Source organism: Sphingobium sp. B2, from assembly GCF_007693735.1.
Taxonomy (GTDB): Bacteria; Pseudomonadota; Alphaproteobacteria; order Sphingomonadales; family Sphingomonadaceae; genus Sphingobium; species Sphingobium xenophagum.
In genome coordinates this window covers 25,923-41,677 of sequence record NZ_VDBZ01000001.1, presented here as the reverse complement: position 1 = coordinate 41,677, position 15,755 = coordinate 25,923, and the positions used below count along the sequence as shown (strand labels likewise).

General features: G+C 59.3%; 15 protein-coding genes and 1 pseudogene. 12 read left to right on the top strand and 4 right to left on the bottom strand.

Annotated features, from left to right (window positions below; translation table 11 throughout):
• Positions 1-29 precede the first annotated feature (29 nt).
• Complete coding sequence (locus FE851_RS00175; RefSeq protein ID WP_145198840.1) at positions 30-1,739, bottom strand: type I secretion system permease/ATPase; 1,710 nt, start codon at positions 1,737-1,739, stop codon at positions 30-32.
• Positions 1,740-1,874: 135 nt separating this feature from the next.
• Positions 1,875-2,207, bottom strand: a pseudogene (locus FE851_RS27140) (DapH/DapD/GlmU-related protein); the annotation flags it as partial.
• 197 nt (positions 2,208-2,404) lie between these two features.
• On the opposite strand from FE851_RS27140, the gene FE851_RS00165 reads away from it, so the two are divergent.
• From FE851_RS00165 to FE851_RS00155, 3 genes are all read left to right on the top strand, one after another.
• A complete protein-coding gene (locus FE851_RS00165; protein WP_186378710.1) occupies positions 2,405-2,713 on the top strand; it encodes an acyltransferase in 309 nt (102 codons plus the stop codon).
• A gap of 79 nt (positions 2,714-2,792) precedes the next feature.
• Entirely contained in the window at positions 2,793-4,406 is a 1,614-nt protein-coding gene (locus FE851_RS00160) for an O-antigen ligase family protein (protein ID WP_261370964.1), read from the top strand.
• Positions 4,393-4,752: a hypothetical protein gene (locus tag FE851_RS00155; protein WP_145198828.1), complete on the top strand. Its 360-nt coding sequence runs from the start codon at positions 4,393-4,395 to the stop codon at positions 4,750-4,752. The genes FE851_RS00160 and FE851_RS00155 overlap by 14 nt, the downstream gene beginning before the upstream one ends.
• Positions 4,753-4,947: 195 nt before the next feature.
• On the opposite strand, the gene FE851_RS26595 is transcribed toward FE851_RS00155, so the two are convergent.
• Complete coding sequence (locus FE851_RS26595) at positions 4,948-5,070, bottom strand: hypothetical protein (RefSeq protein ID WP_261370812.1); 123 nt, start codon at positions 5,068-5,070, stop codon at positions 4,948-4,950.
• 26 nt (positions 5,071-5,096) lie between these two features.
• On the opposite strand from FE851_RS26595, the gene FE851_RS27200 reads away from it, so the two are divergent.
• Together FE851_RS27200 and FE851_RS00145 are read left to right on the top strand one after the other, a co-directional pair.
• Positions 5,097-5,573 carry a DUF3800 domain-containing protein gene (locus FE851_RS27200; protein WP_145198825.1) on the top strand — a complete coding sequence of 159 codons (477 nt, stop codon included), beginning with the start codon at positions 5,097-5,099 and terminating at the stop codon, positions 5,571-5,573.
• Positions 5,570-5,875 carry a DUF3800 domain-containing protein gene (locus FE851_RS00145; RefSeq protein ID WP_186378709.1) on the top strand — a complete coding sequence of 102 codons (306 nt, stop codon included), beginning with the start codon at positions 5,570-5,572 and terminating at the stop codon, positions 5,873-5,875. The genes FE851_RS27200 and FE851_RS00145 overlap by 4 nt, the downstream gene beginning before the upstream one ends.
• Positions 5,876-5,971: 96 nt before the next feature.
• On the opposite strand, the gene FE851_RS00140 is transcribed toward FE851_RS00145, so the two are convergent.
• Positions 5,972-6,928, bottom strand: a complete 957-nt coding sequence (locus FE851_RS00140; protein WP_145198819.1) for an IS1595 family transposase — start codon at positions 6,926-6,928, stop codon at positions 5,972-5,974.
• Positions 6,929-7,247: 319 nt separating this feature from the next.
• Here FE851_RS00140 and FE851_RS00135 point away from each other — a divergent pair, with 319 nt between their 5' ends.
• The 7 genes from FE851_RS00135 (at position 7,248) to FE851_RS00105 (ending at position 15,749) form a co-directional block, all read left to right on the top strand.
• Complete coding sequence (locus FE851_RS00135; RefSeq protein WP_145198816.1) at positions 7,248-8,225, top strand: UDP-glucuronic acid decarboxylase family protein; 978 nt, start codon at positions 7,248-7,250, stop codon at positions 8,223-8,225.
• Positions 8,226-8,303: 78 nt separating this feature from the next.
• On the top strand, positions 8,304-9,296 hold the full coding sequence (locus FE851_RS00130) for an IS481 family transposase (protein WP_145198813.1): 993 nt from the start codon (positions 8,304-8,306) through the stop codon (positions 9,294-9,296).
• A gap of 658 nt (positions 9,297-9,954) precedes the next feature.
• Entirely contained in the window at positions 9,955-10,914 is a 960-nt protein-coding gene (locus FE851_RS00125; protein ID WP_145198810.1) for a hypothetical protein, read from the top strand.
• A 1,054-nt stretch (positions 10,915-11,968) separates the two neighbouring features.
• Entirely contained in the window at positions 11,969-13,237 is a 1,269-nt protein-coding gene (locus FE851_RS00120; RefSeq protein ID WP_186378708.1) for an ATP-binding protein, read from the top strand.
• A 76-nt stretch (positions 13,238-13,313) separates the two neighbouring features.
• Positions 13,314-13,958 (top strand): CatB-related O-acetyltransferase, encoded by a 645-nt coding sequence (locus tag FE851_RS00115; RefSeq protein ID WP_145198804.1) that lies wholly within the window; start codon positions 13,314-13,316, stop codon positions 13,956-13,958.
• Positions 13,955-14,827, top strand: a complete 873-nt coding sequence (locus FE851_RS00110; protein WP_145198801.1) for a glycosyltransferase — start codon at positions 13,955-13,957, stop codon at positions 14,825-14,827. Before FE851_RS00115 ends, FE851_RS00110 begins: the two co-directional genes overlap by 4 nt.
• Complete coding sequence (locus FE851_RS00105; RefSeq protein ID WP_261370811.1) at positions 14,796-15,749, top strand: glycosyltransferase family 2 protein; 954 nt, start codon at positions 14,796-14,798, stop codon at positions 15,747-15,749. Before FE851_RS00110 ends, FE851_RS00105 begins: the two co-directional genes overlap by 32 nt.
• Positions 15,750-15,755: the final 6 nt, after the last annotated feature.

Genomic DNA, 15,755 nt, shown 5'->3' with positions numbered 1-15,755 from the left:
GGGAAGAGCGCTTGCCGAACTCCCCCTGCTCAGGCCGTAGCCGCAGGCAGCAGATGCGGGACCAGTTTCTGTTTCGGCCCGTAAGCGTGAACGCGGCCTTCCCGCATGAGCAGGACTATATCGACGGCCGCGAGGATGGAGGGCCGGTGGGCGACGACAATGACCACCGCCCCCCGCGCCCGCGCCATGGCAACCGCATCGCCGAGCGCCTCTTCACCATAGGCGTCCAGATTAGAATTCGGCTCATCAAGTATAAGCAGGAAGGGATCGCGATAGAGCGCTCTTGCCAGCGCAATCCGCTGCCTCTGCCCGGCCGATAGCCGCGAACCGTCGATGCCGACATGGGTATCATAGCCTTCGGGCAGATGCAGGATAAGGTCATGAACACCGGCCTGCCGGGCAGCCTCCATTATAAGTTCGGACGGCGCATCCAGTTCAAAACGACAGATATTCTGGGCGACGGTGCCGGACAGGAGTTCGACATTTTGCGGGACATAACCGATATGGCGGCCCAGTTCCTCGCTGTCCCACTGATCGAGAGCGGCGCCATCGAGGCGTATGCTGCCCGTGACAGGAGCCAGTATCCCAACAAGGCCGCGCACGAGGGTCGATTTGCCGCAGCCGCTGGGACCAAGAATTGCGACAGCCTCGCCCGCCTGGGTCAGGAAGGACACGTTCAGCACGGTACGCTGGTCTGATCCGGGTGGGCAGAGCGAAAGATCTTCAACCGATAGGCCGCGACGGGGCGGGCGCAAAGCGAGCAGCGGACGCCTGATCATCACGGCTGGCAAGGATCCTTCAAGCCGCCGCCAGCTATCGCGCGCAGCGACCAAGGCGCGCCAATTGCCAATCACCAGCTCCACGGGGCCAAAGGCCCGTGCGGACAGGATCGAACTAGCGAAGATCACGCCGCCGCTTGCTTCGCCGTTCATGACCAGCAGCGCGCCGACCGTCAAGACGAGCGACTGCAACAGCAGGCGCACCATCTTGCTGATCGTGCTCAGGGTCGTGGTGATATTGTTAACATTCTGGTTGGCGTGCAGATATTGGCTGCTCACCTTTGTCCACAATTCGCGGATGCGGCCTTCCATGCCCATGACGTACAGCGCCTCGGCGTGACGGCGGGAGGTGTCGGCGAGGCGGCTACGGACATTGCTCACGCCGGTCATCTGCAAGGTATTGGCTGCGGTCAGATAATTGGTCAGCGCCGTGAGGCCGATCAGGACGGCCGCACCGACCAGAACCGTCAGGCCGAGCAGCGGGTGCAAAAGGAACAGGATGCCGATGAAGAAGAACATCCAGGGCAAGTCCATCAGCGCCATGGGACCAGCGCTGGAGAGGAATGTGCGTATCTGTTCCAGATCGCGCATCGGCTGAAGCGGATCGCGCCCAGGTGACGAGCGCGCGATCGAGCCGACCAGTCGGTGAATGAAGGCGCTCAGGTCTACTTCCATCGACGCGGCCAGATGCATGAAGATGCGCGCGCGCACGATTTCTAGAAAGCCCTGATAACAATAGGCCATGACGACCATCAGCAGCAGGCCCAGCAGGGTCGGCACTGAACGGCCGGGCAGGACCATATCATATACGAGCATCATGTAGATGGAGCCGCTGAGCAGCAAGATGTTGAGAACTGCGCTGAGCGCGCCGACCCAGATCATGCCGTGCCGCACCCTGGCCTTAAGTTCGGCCAAAGGCGCGGAAGGACTCTCCTGCACAGCGAGGGAGTTGACTGTCATGCCGCTCTATCCATCAATCTCTATATAGGAAGCGGATGGCACCATATGGTTAACAATGGTTCACCGCCAATTTTGACGCACATTCTGGTCCGCGGACCGGAGCCGACCGTAGGGACCGACATCCGCATTGCTGCGCAAAACCTGCGCCGGATTGCCGCCCACGATCGAATAGTCGGGGACATCTGCCAATACGACGGATCCAGCACCGACGATCACACCGTCGCCGATCCGGACTCCTGGCGCGATCAGGCTGCCCCCGCCGATGAAGCAGTGACGGCCGATATGGACGGGCCGATGTTCGCCTGTCGCACTATCCTGGGAATAGACCAGAGTCTTGAAGGCCACAAGCGTCTGCGGACCTATGACGATATCGTTACGACGCCCCGCAATGAAGCGGCTGGACAGGGAAATGCTGACACTCGGGTCGATCGATATGCCCTTCACACGTACAAGCCATGCGCGGCGCATCCCGATAAGGAATTGCCGGAGCGCCTTCAATCTGTTCAGTGAATGAATGGCCATGAAGTTTCTCCTCTTTGACGGATAGCAGAGGTTGAAAGGGTCATGAAATGAATTTAAACAGTCTTATGCCCCCGATAGTCTCCCGATCCAGTTATTCTTACAAAAGGTTGTTGGGGCAGTTGATACGGAGATTCCTGTGGGGAATGGATATCGCGCATGACGTGCACATCGCCGACACCGCTCTAATCGACCGCACATGGCCCAAAGGCGTCCATATTGCGCAGGGCTGTGTCTTTGGCGAGGAATCGGTATTGCTGACGCACGACATGGTGCGCGGCGTGTATCGCGATACGCGGGTCGGCGCGAGGACGATCGTTGGTCCTCGCGCCATCATCATGCCGGGCATATCGATCGGCGAGGATTGTGTCCTGGAGCCGGGCGCCGTAGTGACCAAGGACATGCCCGACCGGAGCAAGGCCGTCGGCAACCCCGCACAAGTCATGCCCCTATGACACCGCCTTTCCGCCCCGTCACCTGTCGAGGATATGCGGCCGTGCCCACCCCGGATCGTGGATACGAATTTTGAACAAAGTGCAGGCGCCGAAGCCGGTCCCCTTCGTCATGGGCGGCTATATGCCCCCAGCCGCCCGCGGATGGCGGCGCGAACTGAAGGCCGCGCTGCTGATCGACTTTGCGGTCATCTATGGCGTGTTGCTGGCAATGTTCGCCTATAATTTCCTGGTCGAACTGCTGGCGCCCCTCGCAATCTTCGCGCTCCTCATTATCTGGATGCTGCCCGACACTGAAAATCCGCCCCGGCGGTTGCTGTTCGGATTGATGTGGGCCTTGCTGGTGGCACAACTCGTCTGGCCTGACTATCTCGCCGTCGATGCGATGGGCTTACCTTGGATCACGGCGCTGCGACTGATCACCTTGCCGCTGGGTCTGATTTTCCTCATATCCCTGTCGGTATCGCCATCGATGCGGTCCAACGTCAAGCAGATCATCGCCAGCGCGCCAAAGGTCTGGCAGTTCCTTGTCGTCTTCATGGTCCTTGCATTCGTGTCGGTGGGATATTCCAGCAGCCCAGCCATTTCCATGGACAGGTACGTTATCGCCCTTCTTTACTGGACACTGCCCTTCTTCGTTGGCGCCTATGTCTTCGCGCAGCCGGGTCGGGCGATGGCGCTCATCTGGCTGCTGTGGGCTACGATCCTATTCCTGTGCGCGATGGGCCTTTGGGAAGAACGGCTTGGTCAGGTTCCGTGGGGTCCGCACATACCGTCCTTCCTGGCGATCCAGGATGAGAGCGTTCTGCGCATCCTGACAGGCGCGGCCCGCGCCGCAACGGGCATCTATCGGGTGCAGAGCAAGTTCAGCACCAGCCTGGGCTTCGCCGAGTTTTTGGGCCTGACCACCCCGTTCATCGTCCACATGCTCGTTGCTGCCAAGAACTGGATCGTACGGATCGCGGCTCTGGCTACCCTGCCGCTCATGTTCTACTGCATCGTGGCGACCGATTCCCGGCTTGGAATAGTGGGATTTTTCCTATCCTTCCTGTTCTACCTGTTTTTCTGGGGCTTTCTGCGCCGGGCGCAGGATAAGGAGAGCCTGATCGGTACGGCCGTGATTGTCGCCTATCCGGCGGTGTTCATCGCCTTTCTCGCGTCTACGATGGTCGTGCCGCAAATCAGTGCGATGGTTTGGGGCAGCGGCGCGCAGCAGGCCAGCACCGAGGCGCGGCAAGAACAGTATCGGCAGGGCATACCGATGGTGATCGCCCGGCCATGGGGATATGGCATAGGCCGCGGTGCCAGCCAGCTCGGCTTCGTCAATCGCGCCGGCATAGGAACGATTGACACCTATGTGCTGGCGATCGCGCTGGAAGTGGGGATATTGGGCCTCATCACCTATTTCGGCATGTTCATCGCTGCCATCTATGCCGGTGCGATCGCAGTGCAGAGCGCACGGGACCGAGAGACGAGGTTGCTGATCCCGTTGGTGATCGCGCTGGCCATTTTCATCGTCATCAAGACAATTCTCAGCCAGCTCGATAACCACCCGCTCGTCTTCGTGCTCCTTGGCGCGACGGTGGCGCTTACCTACCGGGTCCAGCAATCGCAAAAGGATGGCGATTATGCACTTTACAAACCATGTGTTATAACACCCTGTACGATTCGGGGGACATGGGATGATCGGTCTTAGTTTAAGCCTGTCTTTAGGTAGCCAGCGCGGGCAATCTGCACCAGCGAATCCGCTGTGCAATGCGATTAACGCGAAGGTTCTGGTTGCAGCAAAAGATGGTGACACTGTTCTCAAGCTAGCGCCGCATATTGTCTATAAGTGGACCAAGAAGGAAACCCCGGTGTTAGATGCCGTCCTTTTGGAACGCGACGGCAAGTCAGTGAACAAGACTTCGCTGCGCCGCTACCCGGTTGAGGCACTGTCAGAGATTACTATTTTGGATGAGGGGTTCACCGTCGATCCCGACTTTGACGCCAACGATCCTGCATATTCGCGCGGTGCGTTCTGCGTCGTCGAGTCTGTCTAGGAAGTTGAGGATAGACTGAAACTCTAAGAGCGCCATTTCAACCGCCTCATTGGCGGGGAAGCGCTCACATGAATCTACGCCCAGAACCGCATGATGGCGGATGCGTCGTCTTACGGTTTCTGGCGTAAAATGCTTACTCATGCTCCACCTCTTTCAGCGCAGCATGGATAGCACGGGTATTCAGACACCTGCAAGCTATTCCGGCTTCTCCACCGGCTTATGCTTCACGACCTTTGCAAGCCTCTCCTTGAAGTGCTGCGGATCGTCGTCCGTCTCTAGCTCGCGGGCCGCTTCCTTGAACTTGTCTAGTTGACTCATGGGGTCAATCTGGGCTGACATGGCGCATGTACCTTTGCTTCATAGACGAGTCACAAACGCCACCTAAGCCGGGGCAGCGCGGCAGACCGCCTTACTTTATCATAGCTGGCGTCATCATACACGAAGCACAATGGCATGACATCGCCAACGAATTGAAAGCCTTGAAAGCGCGCCCCGATTTTAACGTTCGGGGAGAAATAAAGTGGCGGTTTTTCGGACCCACAAATGCCGACCCGGAGAATAGCGTTGCCCATTTGAATCAAGCCGCGAGAGACAGTTTTAGAGACGCGATGTATGCAATTCTCACAAAGCGGAAAGCGGTTAAAATCATATCCTGCGTGTCAAGCGTCGAGGTGGGATATGCGCAAGCATATTGCAACACACAAGATGACCTTTACCTCTATACTTATAAGACTGTCTCAGAGCGATTTCAGTATTTCTTGCAGGACATGGAGCGAACAGTCGGCAGTCGGCAGTCGGCAGTCGGCAAATGGGGATTATGATCGCAGACCATAGAGGCAAAGCGCAAGATGAAAACTTGAGGTCACGACATCATAATTTAATTGATGGAAACGCACCGGTTTTTAGTAGCTACCCAAACTATATCGAGACGCTGTTTTTAACGCCATCTCATCATAGCGTTGGAATCCAATTTGCAGATATGGTTGCGGGGGCGCTGGGACGTAAATTTAATTCAACTGACGATCGATTTTATAACCGGATCGAGCCTGCGTTGCGAAAATCCGCAGCCGGAAAAATTGATGGCTTCGGGATAGCCAAATTTCCAACTAGAGGATGGCGCTAGCAAAGCCACCGGGCGGGGTGTTGCCACCCCACAGCACGATTCCGACGCGCCCCCGGTGTATTACTCATATAAAGCATTCTTTATGTTTTGTCAATCTTACGCCGCAGCTGGGTTATAGGTCAGGCGCTTGCCAACGATGCCCTTCAAGCCTTCCACTGCGCGCTGGCGATCATTCACTCCGTTGGCAGTGCGATTGTTATAGCGGAGCTCAAATTCAGCCAGATAGCGGTGCAAATGCTGCTCGCCGCAATGCTGATAGACGCCCTTCATGCCACGCTTGAAGATCGAGAAGTAGCCTTCCACGGTGTTGCTATGGATGGTGCGGTCGGCCAGATCGACATACTGTCCCTTGCCGTGGCTGGTGGTGTCATGGCTGATGAAATGGTCCTTCATCGAACGATAGCCGCTGTGTTCGTCGGTCATGATGCGGGTTTCGCGGGCAACATTCTCCAGCACGATCGGCATCAGGGTTTCGGCCTTCACATCGTCAATAACCATCGTGCGAGCCTTGCCGGTCTCGCGATCCACCAGCGCCAGCACCTTCATCTTGTGATGGAAGGCGCGCTTCTTCTCGACGCCTTTCAGCTTGCCGATGAAAGTCTCGTCCACTTCCACGATGCCACCGTTGCCGCCGAACGGAGCAAGGTCGCCCGAACGCATGGCTTCGCGAATGCGATGCGCGAGGAACCACGCGCTCTTATACTGGACTTCGAGAACCCGGCTAAGCTGATGGGCGCTGATGCCCTTCTTGCTGGACGCGATCAGGTGAACAGCCTGGAGCATCTTGAACAACGGCATACGTGCATGTTCAAATACGGTGCCAACCTTGACCGTGAACTGCTTACGGCACTCACCGCACTTTTTCAGGCCGTAGCGAATCGCACCTTCCGGGTTCTTCACGCTCTTAGAGCCGCGAACACCCGACAGGTCATAAACGCGACCGCCGACTACGCCACAGTGCGGACAGGTCACGCCATCCGCCCATATGACGCTTTCCAGATACTCAAAAGCCTTGGCTTCGTCGTGGAAATGGGGCTGCGAAAGAACGGACATGACGGCTTAACTCCTTGGCCTCATTCCTACCGTTTCAGCTTGGGTTTGCAAAGTGCATAATCGCCAAAAGGATGCGGCCGCCCAGAGCAGTTTGCCAGACGTTTCCGCCTGATTGGTAATTACATTCGCCTGCCTAGGAACCCGAATACGCGATTGGTGAAGGATAATGTCCTGCGAATATTCGTGGTTAACATAGGTTCGCGGTGATGATTGTACCTTACCATCGTCCGAATTACTCGATAACGTCATCAGGCGCGTAGGCATGGGCAGCCGCGGACGAATTGATCGTAGATTTCCGGGCAGGGACGGCAATTTCAGAATGGCTAGCAAAACCTATCGTCGCAAGCGTATCCTCGTAACCGGAGGCGCAGGCTTTCTGGGGTCACATCTGATCGATCGCCTGCTGGGACGCGGCGACGAAGTGCTGTGCGTGGATAACCTGTTCACCGGCGACAAGCGCAATCTGGACCATCTCTACAACCATCCCCGCTTCGAGTTCATGCGGCACGACATATGTTTCCCTCTCTATGTCGAAGTGGACCATATCTATAATCTCGCCTGCCCCGCCTCGCCGATCCATTATCAGCATGATCCGGTGCAGACGACCAAGACGTCGGTCATCGGCGCCATCAATGTGCTGGGACTCGCCAAGCGGCTGCGCGCGCGCGTATTTCAGGCATCGACGAGCGAAGTCTATGGCGATCCGGCCATCCATCCTCAGGTCGAAGGCTATTGGGGGAATGTAAACCCAATCGGCCTGCGCTCATGCTATGATGAGGGCAAGCGCTGCGCCGAGACATTGTTCATGGACTATCGGCGCCAGCATGGCCTGGATATCAAGATCGCCCGCATCTTTAACACCTATGGTCCGCGAATGCACCCGAACGACGGACGGGTCGTCTCCAATTTCGTGATCCAAGCGCTGGAAGGGCGACCCATCACCATTTATGGAGACGGATCGCAGACCCGGTCCTTCTGCTTCTATGCAGATCTGATCGAAGGCTTCCTGCGATTGATGGATACGGACACGGATTTCACGGGGCCGGTCAACCTGGGCAATCCGGTCGAGTTCACAATCAAGGAACTGGCAGAAACGGTGATTGAACTCACCGGCGCTAAATCAGAGTTGGTCTACATGCCCCTGCCCAGTGACGACCCCACCCAGCGCTGCCCGGACATCAGTGTGGCAAAGGCGAAGCTGGACTGGACGCCCCAGACACAGCTTCGTCAGGGTCTGGAAAAGACCATCGCTTATTTCCGTGAGCTTCGCGTCACGATGGAAGATGAAGCCGCCTGATCGGCGGAATGGACCATCTAGATGTTTGATCCCAGGTTTTGATGGTGCATTATTCACCGTCAGCTGGAAGGAAGCGCTATGGGCCAGATACTCCACGGGAGCGCCACAACGACTGAGGCAGTCCGTCGAGCGATACAGCATAGTCAAGCGAGCTTGAGGGTGCTGGCTAAGCGTCATGGGGTTAATCCCAAGACCATCGCCAAATGGAAGAGGCGCTCTTCGACGGCCGACCTGCGGACGGGGCCGAAGGCCCCTAAATCGACGACGCTGACGATCGAGGAGGAAGCGGTGATAGTGGCGTTCCGGCGCCACACACTATTGCCGCTGGATGATTGCCTTTATGCCTTGCAGGCCACGGTCCCGCATCTGACGCGTTCGGCGCTTCATCGTTGCCTACAGCGGCACGGCATCAACCGGTTGCCGGAAGTCGATGGTGACAAGCCCGCCAGGAAGAAGTTCAAGGCCTATCCGATCGGATACTTCCACGTCGATCTGGCCGAGGTACGGACCGAAGAGGGCAAGCTTTACCTGCTGGTGGCAATTGATCGGACCTCGAAGTTCGCATTCGTGGAACTGCACGAGAAAGCCACCCGCAGGGTAGCAGGCGACTTCCTGCGTCATCTCGCCGCAGCCGTGCCGTACCGGATACACACTGTACTCACCGACAATGGGACGCACTTCACCGACCCGACAGGCGATGGCTGGACGCCTGAGGACATCAAGGAAATGCGGGTACAGAAGCTGCCGTTCCGGTGTCATTCGTTCGAGTTGGCCTGTGCCGATCTCAACATCGAGCATCGCCTGACCAAGCCACGGCACCCATGGACCAACGGCCAGGTCGAACGGATGAACCGGACGATCAAGGAGGCGACCGTCAAGCGTTACCATTACGAGACGCACGACCAACTCCGACAGCATCTCACCGACTTCGTCGCCGCCTACAACTTCGCCCGCCGCCTAAAGACCTTGCGAGGGCTCACACCTTACGAAGCCATCTGCAAAGCATGGACAGAGGTGCCCGAACTATTCATATCAAATCCGCACCATCAATCACTGGGACTAAACAGCTAGCCAGGATGTCATAGCTGAGCGGGCTTTGCCTGCGTCTACCTCATGCACGCGCTATCCGGCGCCGGTGCAAAAAGTCGCTGTCCTACACGTCCAGCATGAATTGGAACATATCAGGAGCAAACGAAAGGACTTTGTTAGTGGGCAGCTTTTCCAAACATATCGATTCGCCCTCCTCTCCCGCGCGCCGCTGTTTTGCCATCACGCCGCACGACACCCAAGGCTATCGATCCCCTTCCCAAGGCAATTCGTGCGGCCGGCGCTGGCGTGATCACGTTCCGGGGGTACAGCGCCGTCGATCGCATACGCCTGATGTCGGCTATGGCTTTGGCGCGGCGAAGGGACGCCGCGAGCATTCGCGGGCCGCGGGCGGGGGTGTCGCCGCACCCATGTCCAGCATATCCGCCGACGGCTGGCGTGCGCAATGGGCGACAACGCCCTGAATCGCGTCGCCGTCGCCTTTCACCGTCGCCCGTCCAGGCTTTGACAGTGCCGGTAACGCCGTCACCATCAGTGAAACCATGTCTTGCACGACCCGCGTGCGGCAGATCTATCCCAACCAGGCGAGTCTGACTGCCGCCGATGTGGCGCTCATCGACTATCTGCTGGCTACAGACACGATCGCGGGGTCACCAACAATAGCGCCGAGACCAGCCCGGCGATGATCGCCGGTTTCGTGACGCCTGACCGGCAACTGGTCGGCAACAGCATCGGCGGCAGCGCCATGCCGATCGAGCTGGTCGCCTTCCGCTATTATATGCGCGCGGGCCAACAGGTCGCCGTCGTTAAGTTCATGATCAGCGATGGCACCACCACGATTCCGGTGCTGGTGTCGATGCCGACCGTCTTCCCGCGAGCGACGGACCAGAATGCGGTCATCATCCATGCGCTGCCGACGGCGGACATCAGCGCGCTGACCGATGGCCTGATCACGGTCAACACGGAGGTCTATCCGCATATCGGCGATGCCGGGTCGATCCTTGCCAGCGCAGCCGTGTCGCGCAGCAAGGCGTTCAGCCCGCGCTATTTTCGCAATGACGTGGCGCGCACGGCCGCGCCTCCGCTAGTCTATGTCGGCGCGGCGGGGAACAACACGACCGGTATCGTCTCGACCAACGCCGCGTCAACAAAAGCCCTGCCATTCTTGACGATGACCACGGCGATCGACGCCATCTCCACCGGCTACGGAGCAAGCGGCAGCGGGATCGACGGCTGCATCATCCGCTTCATGGCCGGGGGCGATATCGCATGGGGCAGTGGTGCAGCCGTCGCCAAAAGCCAGAAGATCGCGGCGCTCATCATCGAGCGCAATCTTGACGAGGTAATGGCGAACGTGCAGCTCACCTTTTCGACGCCGCCCATGCGGCTGGGTTCCGGAGGCACGCTGGTGTCGCCGCTGTCGACCGGCTGCATCTATATCCGCAATATCCGCGTCCAGCGCACCTCGACGCTCGCGATCATGGGCGAGGCGGCAAACAGGCTGGAAATCTTCTGGGAGAATGTCGAGTTCGATATCAACGCGCAGAACAGCGCGTACCTGTCCAACGCCGATGATTATTTCTACGGCGGAACCATGCTCAACCCGGCGGCAAGCGCGATTGCTACGTCGACCAATGGTTAGCATCGGCTGTGGCGCGGCCTCTACTTGCCCGACACGACCGGCGTTCGCGGCTTCGACGGCTATCTCATGTTGGGCTGCATAGCCCGCCGATCGAGTGCGATGGCTGGGGCTTGGATCCTCGCTTTCAACAAGTTCTTCGGTATCGAAAACCTCGCCTCCCCCTTCGGCGTCGCCGGCGCTGACAAGGCGTGCATGCAGAACATCTTCGAGTTCGTCAGTGCGACCAGCGCGTCGATGACGGGGATCAAGCCCGACAATGCGTCGGCCGGTGCGACGAATATACTGTTCTGCAATAACAGCCTTGCGGGTCTCAACGACCATGGCCGGTCGAACCACGTTTATGATGAAGGTGCGACGCCGCGCGCCAGCAAGTTCATCCGCCAGCACGGCACATCTTTGTCCAGCTCTATTGCAAGGGCGACACGTTCGTGCTGGACGGCACCCGCATCGGAAATCTCGCTTACAAACATGGCGTCGGCTGCACGGATAATTTTACCCAGTTCAAGTCAGCCAACGGCGACCCGGTCGGCCAAGGGCCGGTTTCGCGCAAGACTATGCGGGGTCGGGCGCGATCTTCGACATATCCAATACTGTCCGCAACGACCCGCTTTACACTGCGCCGGCGGTCACCAGCAGCGGCTCGACCGACGGGATCGGCGGGGAACCTATACGCTCCAGACCGGCAGTCCGTGCAAGGCGAGCGTGACCGCCATGCTGAGCCATGATCTTGCCGGGAACATGCGGTCCCTGGGCGCGCTTGCCGAACAGCAAGGGAGCATATATTTAGGCGCTGTTTCGCGCCGCAACAAATTCACAAAGCTTCCTTAAGTTTTCTCTAGCAGAAGACGATCGCACCGGACATATGTTGTAGCATTCGGGGATCGACGAGATTGGCCATGGCATGGGTGGAATGCAGATGGTCTGTTGATGGTCTCGACGGATCGACCATGCAGGTTCTGTCGTGTCCAAGTCGTGTGGGTCTCAGTGCAGGAGCTTGAGTTTGACCTGGTTCTCTAAAATGCGGAAGGGTTCCGCCCGCCCGTCGGGCCGCGTTATGCGTCCCCTGATTCGCAGCATTGGCGACGCCGGGGACGGGGCGCATGACGCCCATCCCCAATTCAAGGTGCTGGCCACCGATCAGTTACGCCTCGGGCGCGGGGCTACCGCCGACAAGGCGCGGGCCAGGCTGCGGGAAGCGTTCACACCGTCACAGCCGGTATCGCGCATTTCGATGTTCGCCGGCCGCAAGACCGTTCTCACCCGGCTGATTCGTGCGATCGAGGACCAGCAGTTGCATGTGGTCGTCTATGGCGAACGCGGCATCGGCAAGACGTCGCTGCTGAGCATATTGTCTCAATTGGCGGATGAAGCGAAATATATCGTTTGCTATACCTCCTGCGGCGAGAATAGTTCGTTCACCGAGATATTCCGAAATATAGCCGCATCCATCCCCCTGCTGTTCCATGCCGACTATGCGCCCACGCAGACCGAGATCGAGAGCGGCGGGACGCTCGCCGACCTGTTGCCGCCCGGCGATGTGACGCCCCACCAACTCAGCGATCTCTTCGCGAAGCTGTCTTCCACCCGCGTCCTGGTGATCCTAGACGAGTTCGATCGCAGCCCCAGCGGCGCGTTCCGCAGGATGATTGCCGAACTGGTCAAAAACTTGTCCGACCGATCAACCCGCGTACAGATCGTGATGGCAGGCGTTGCGGGCAATCTGGCAGAACTGGTCGAGCATATCCCCTCGATCCGTCGCAACATCCTGGGCATCCAGGTGCCTAACATGACGTCCGAGGAGATGGACGAGCTGATCGGCCTGGGCAGCGCGACCTGCGGCCTGCCTTATGACGCGGCGGCTGTTGAGTTGATCACCCATATTTCATGTGGTTTGCCCTATATCGCTAGCCTGCTAAGCCAGCATGCCGGTATCGGGGCGCTGGACCGGCAGAGCGCGGTGGCGGAGCGCCAGGATGTGGCCAACGCCCTGGAACTGGTCGTCGACGAGACGCGACAGCGGCTTTCCGATCGCAGCCTGCGCGCGATCAAGCGCTTGCAGATCGATGGCGAAGCGGGCGCGCTGGAGAAACTGAGCGACAGCGCGCTGCATCATGCGGGCGTGATCGACCTGATCGGCGGCGACATCGACTTGGCGAATGCGGTCAAAACCGGCCTTCGCAGCCAGTTGCTGGAAGCGATCGGTGACGAGGTTGGCGAACGTTTCCGCTTCGTGGAGGAGGGCGTGCCCGTCTATCTGCGGATGCAGTCCATCGACGACGTATTGAAGTCGGGCAAGGCACCGACGCACGCACAATCACAATGATGGCTCCGACGCGCGGCGGACCCATGTTCGCCATCCGCGACGCCTGCCCTGGCGCTATTGGTCAAGGGGCGGCAACATGAGCCTGCTGAGCACCATCATCGAACGGGGCAAACTCTGGCTCTGGCGCAGATCCCAGCATGACAATGCGAAGCTGCGCGCGCATTTTCGCGATCGTTACCGGATCAATGTCGGCATGTATTCTTATGGCTGCTTCGATCGCTGGCGCATGCCCGGCCCAATAGAAATCGGCCGCTATTGCTCCATCGCGAGCAGCGTACGTTCAGTTCCGATCAACCATCCATACGATGCAATGACGACCCATCCGGCCCTTTATGAACGCAAATTCGGCGCGGTGGACGAGGATATCCACTGGGACGACGTGCTGGTGATCGAGGATGACGTGTGGATCGGCCACAACGTCATGATCTTACCCGGCTGCAAGTTCATCGGCCGGGGCGCCATCATCGGTGCCGGCGCCATCGTCACCAAAAATGTCGATCGTTACGCGATCATGGCCGGCAATCCGGCCCGCAAGCTGCGCGATCGCTTCGATCCCGTGCTCGCCGAGGCGCTGGACGCCAGCCGCTGGTGGGAAATGGACATCGCCACGTTGCGACAATTGATCGCAACGCAGCGCGATCTGGTGTTCCATCCCGCGCCGGACGCGGTGGCGCGAAGGATCGAGGCGTGGCGAACCGGGAGCCAAGGCGGCCAGCCATGACCGCGCCGCAGATCAGCGTCATCATCCCCCATTATAATGATTTGGCAGCGCTTAACCTATGCCTGGCGGCGATCGAGGCCCAGACCCAGCTCCGCGGGACGTTCGAGGTGATCGTCGCCGACAATGCGTCGCCGCTATCGCGCGATGAGCTGGAACGAACCATAGCGGCGCGGGCAACGCTAGTAAATGTAACGGAGAAGGGTGCGGGGCCAGCCCGCAACGGCGGTGTCGCGGCGTCGCGGGGCGACATATTGGCCTTTGTCGATTGCGATTGCATCCCAGAGCCGGCCTGGCTGACGGAGGGCGTTGCTGCGTTGAGCCACCATGATTTCGTGGGCGGTGCGATGGTCGTCCTGATCGATCGGAGCCGGGCTATCACCGGCCCGGAAGCGTTCGAAAGCGTCTTTGCCTTCGACAACCGCGAATATGTCGAGAAAAAAGCCTTTACAGTTACGGCGAACCTTTTCTGCACCCGCGACATTTTCGATGTGGTCGGCGGTTTCCGCAACGGTGTTTCCGAGGACAAGGACTGGTGCCACCGCGCCCGCGATATGGGCTATCGCATCGGCTATGCGGACAGGGCGGTGGTAGGGCATCCAGCGCGCGTCAGCTGGGAAGACCTGCGCAAAAAGTGGCAGCGGCTAAATGCCGAAACCTATGGACTTTACCGGCTTCGACGGTTCGGCAAGGTAAAATGGCTGGTACGAACCTGGTTGCTTCCCCCATCGGTCCTGGCCCATATCCCGGTCGTGCTGAACAGTCCCGCACTGATGTCGGGCGTCGAACGGCGTGCGGCGTTGGCTACGCTAGCGCGCATCCGCTGGTGGCGCTTCATCCATGCCCACCGGCTGCTGGCAGGAACGGATTGATCCCATGCATGTCGCCATCAGCATCGTCGGCTTTCGCAATGCGGAAGAGATACGGACCTGCATACAGGCGCTGGACCACTGCACGCATGGGGATTTCGAGATCGTCATTTGCGAAAATGGGGGTTCCGACGCCTATGATGCCCTGACCGCGATCCTGCCCACGAGGCTGGTGCGCGGGCAGAAGGTGACGGTCCTGCTCGCGTCGGGCAACCTGGGCTATGCCGGCGGCGTCAATCATTGCATCAGGGCGGCGCGGGAGGCCGATGCATGGTGGGTAGTCAATCCCGATACGCGGCCCGAGCCGGGCGCCTTATCCGCCCTGGTCGAACGCCTGTCGCAAGGCGACTGCCATGCGGCGGGCGGCATACTCTATCATCAGGATGGCAAGATACAGGCATATGGCGGCCGCTGGCGGTCTTGGATGGCGCGGGCAGTATCGATCGGCCATGGCGGCGCCTTAGCCGACGCGGTGGACCCGCAGGCGATAGCGGCCAGTATGGACTATCTGCTGGGCGCATCAATGCTAATCAGCGCGCGCTTCGTCGAGGTCACAGGGCTGATGCGCGACGATTATTTTCTCTATGGCGAAGAGGTGGAATGGTGCCTGCGCGGCAGGGCGCTGGGCATGCGCCTGGGCTTCGCGCCGGCAGCGCGGGTCATGCACGGACAGGGCGGCACGACCGGCTCCGCAGATGCGATCAACCGGCGACCGCGCCTGCCCATCTATCTAGACGAGCGCAACAAGCTGAACGTCGTGCGCGATACGACGCCAGCACGCCTGCCCGTCGCGATCGCCCTGTCCTTCGCGCTGCTGTTCATGCGCTTTGCGCGGCGGGGCGCATGGCGACAGTTGGGCTATGGCCTTGCAGGCTGGGCAGCAGGCGTGCGCGGCGCGCGTGGCTTTCCGCCCTGGATGCGCTGAACCCGG

Bases quoted from the DNA above. Each gene is read 5' to 3' on its own strand.
- FE851_RS00175 (WP_145198840.1), bottom strand. From the start codon at position 1,739: ATGACAGTCAACTCCCTCGCTGTGCAGGAGAGTCCTTCCGCGCCTTTG.
- FE851_RS00165 (WP_186378710.1), top strand. From the start codon at position 2,405: ATGGATATCGCGCATGACGTGCACATCGCCGACACCGCTCTAATCGAC.
- FE851_RS00155 (WP_145198828.1), top strand. From the start codon at position 4,393: ATGATCGGTCTTAGTTTAAGCCTGTCTTTAGGTAGCCAGCGCGGGCAA.
- FE851_RS26595 (WP_261370812.1), bottom strand. From the start codon at position 5,070: ATGAGTCAACTAGACAAGTTCAAGGAAGCGGCCCGCGAGCTAGAGACG.
- FE851_RS27200 (WP_145198825.1), top strand. From the start codon at position 5,097: ATGTACCTTTGCTTCATAGACGAGTCACAAACGCCACCTAAGCCGGGG.
- FE851_RS00145 (WP_186378709.1), top strand. From the start codon at position 5,570: ATGATCGCAGACCATAGAGGCAAAGCGCAAGATGAAAACTTGAGGTCA.
- FE851_RS00140 (WP_145198819.1), bottom strand. From the start codon at position 6,928: ATGTCCGTTCTTTCGCAGCCCCATTTCCACGACGAAGCCAAGGCTTTT.
- FE851_RS00135 (WP_145198816.1), top strand. From the start codon at position 7,248: ATGGCTAGCAAAACCTATCGTCGCAAGCGTATCCTCGTAACCGGAGGC.
- FE851_RS00130 (WP_145198813.1), top strand. From the start codon at position 8,304: ATGGGCCAGATACTCCACGGGAGCGCCACAACGACTGAGGCAGTCCGT.
- FE851_RS00125 (WP_145198810.1), top strand. From the start codon at position 9,955: ATGATCGCCGGTTTCGTGACGCCTGACCGGCAACTGGTCGGCAACAGC.
- FE851_RS00120 (WP_186378708.1), top strand. From the start codon at position 11,969: ATGCGTCCCCTGATTCGCAGCATTGGCGACGCCGGGGACGGGGCGCAT.
- FE851_RS00115 (WP_145198804.1), top strand. From the start codon at position 13,314: ATGAGCCTGCTGAGCACCATCATCGAACGGGGCAAACTCTGGCTCTGG.
- FE851_RS00110 (WP_145198801.1), top strand. From the start codon at position 13,955: ATGACCGCGCCGCAGATCAGCGTCATCATCCCCCATTATAATGATTTG.
- FE851_RS00105 (WP_261370811.1), top strand. From the start codon at position 14,796: ATGCCCACCGGCTGCTGGCAGGAACGGATTGATCCCATGCATGTCGCC.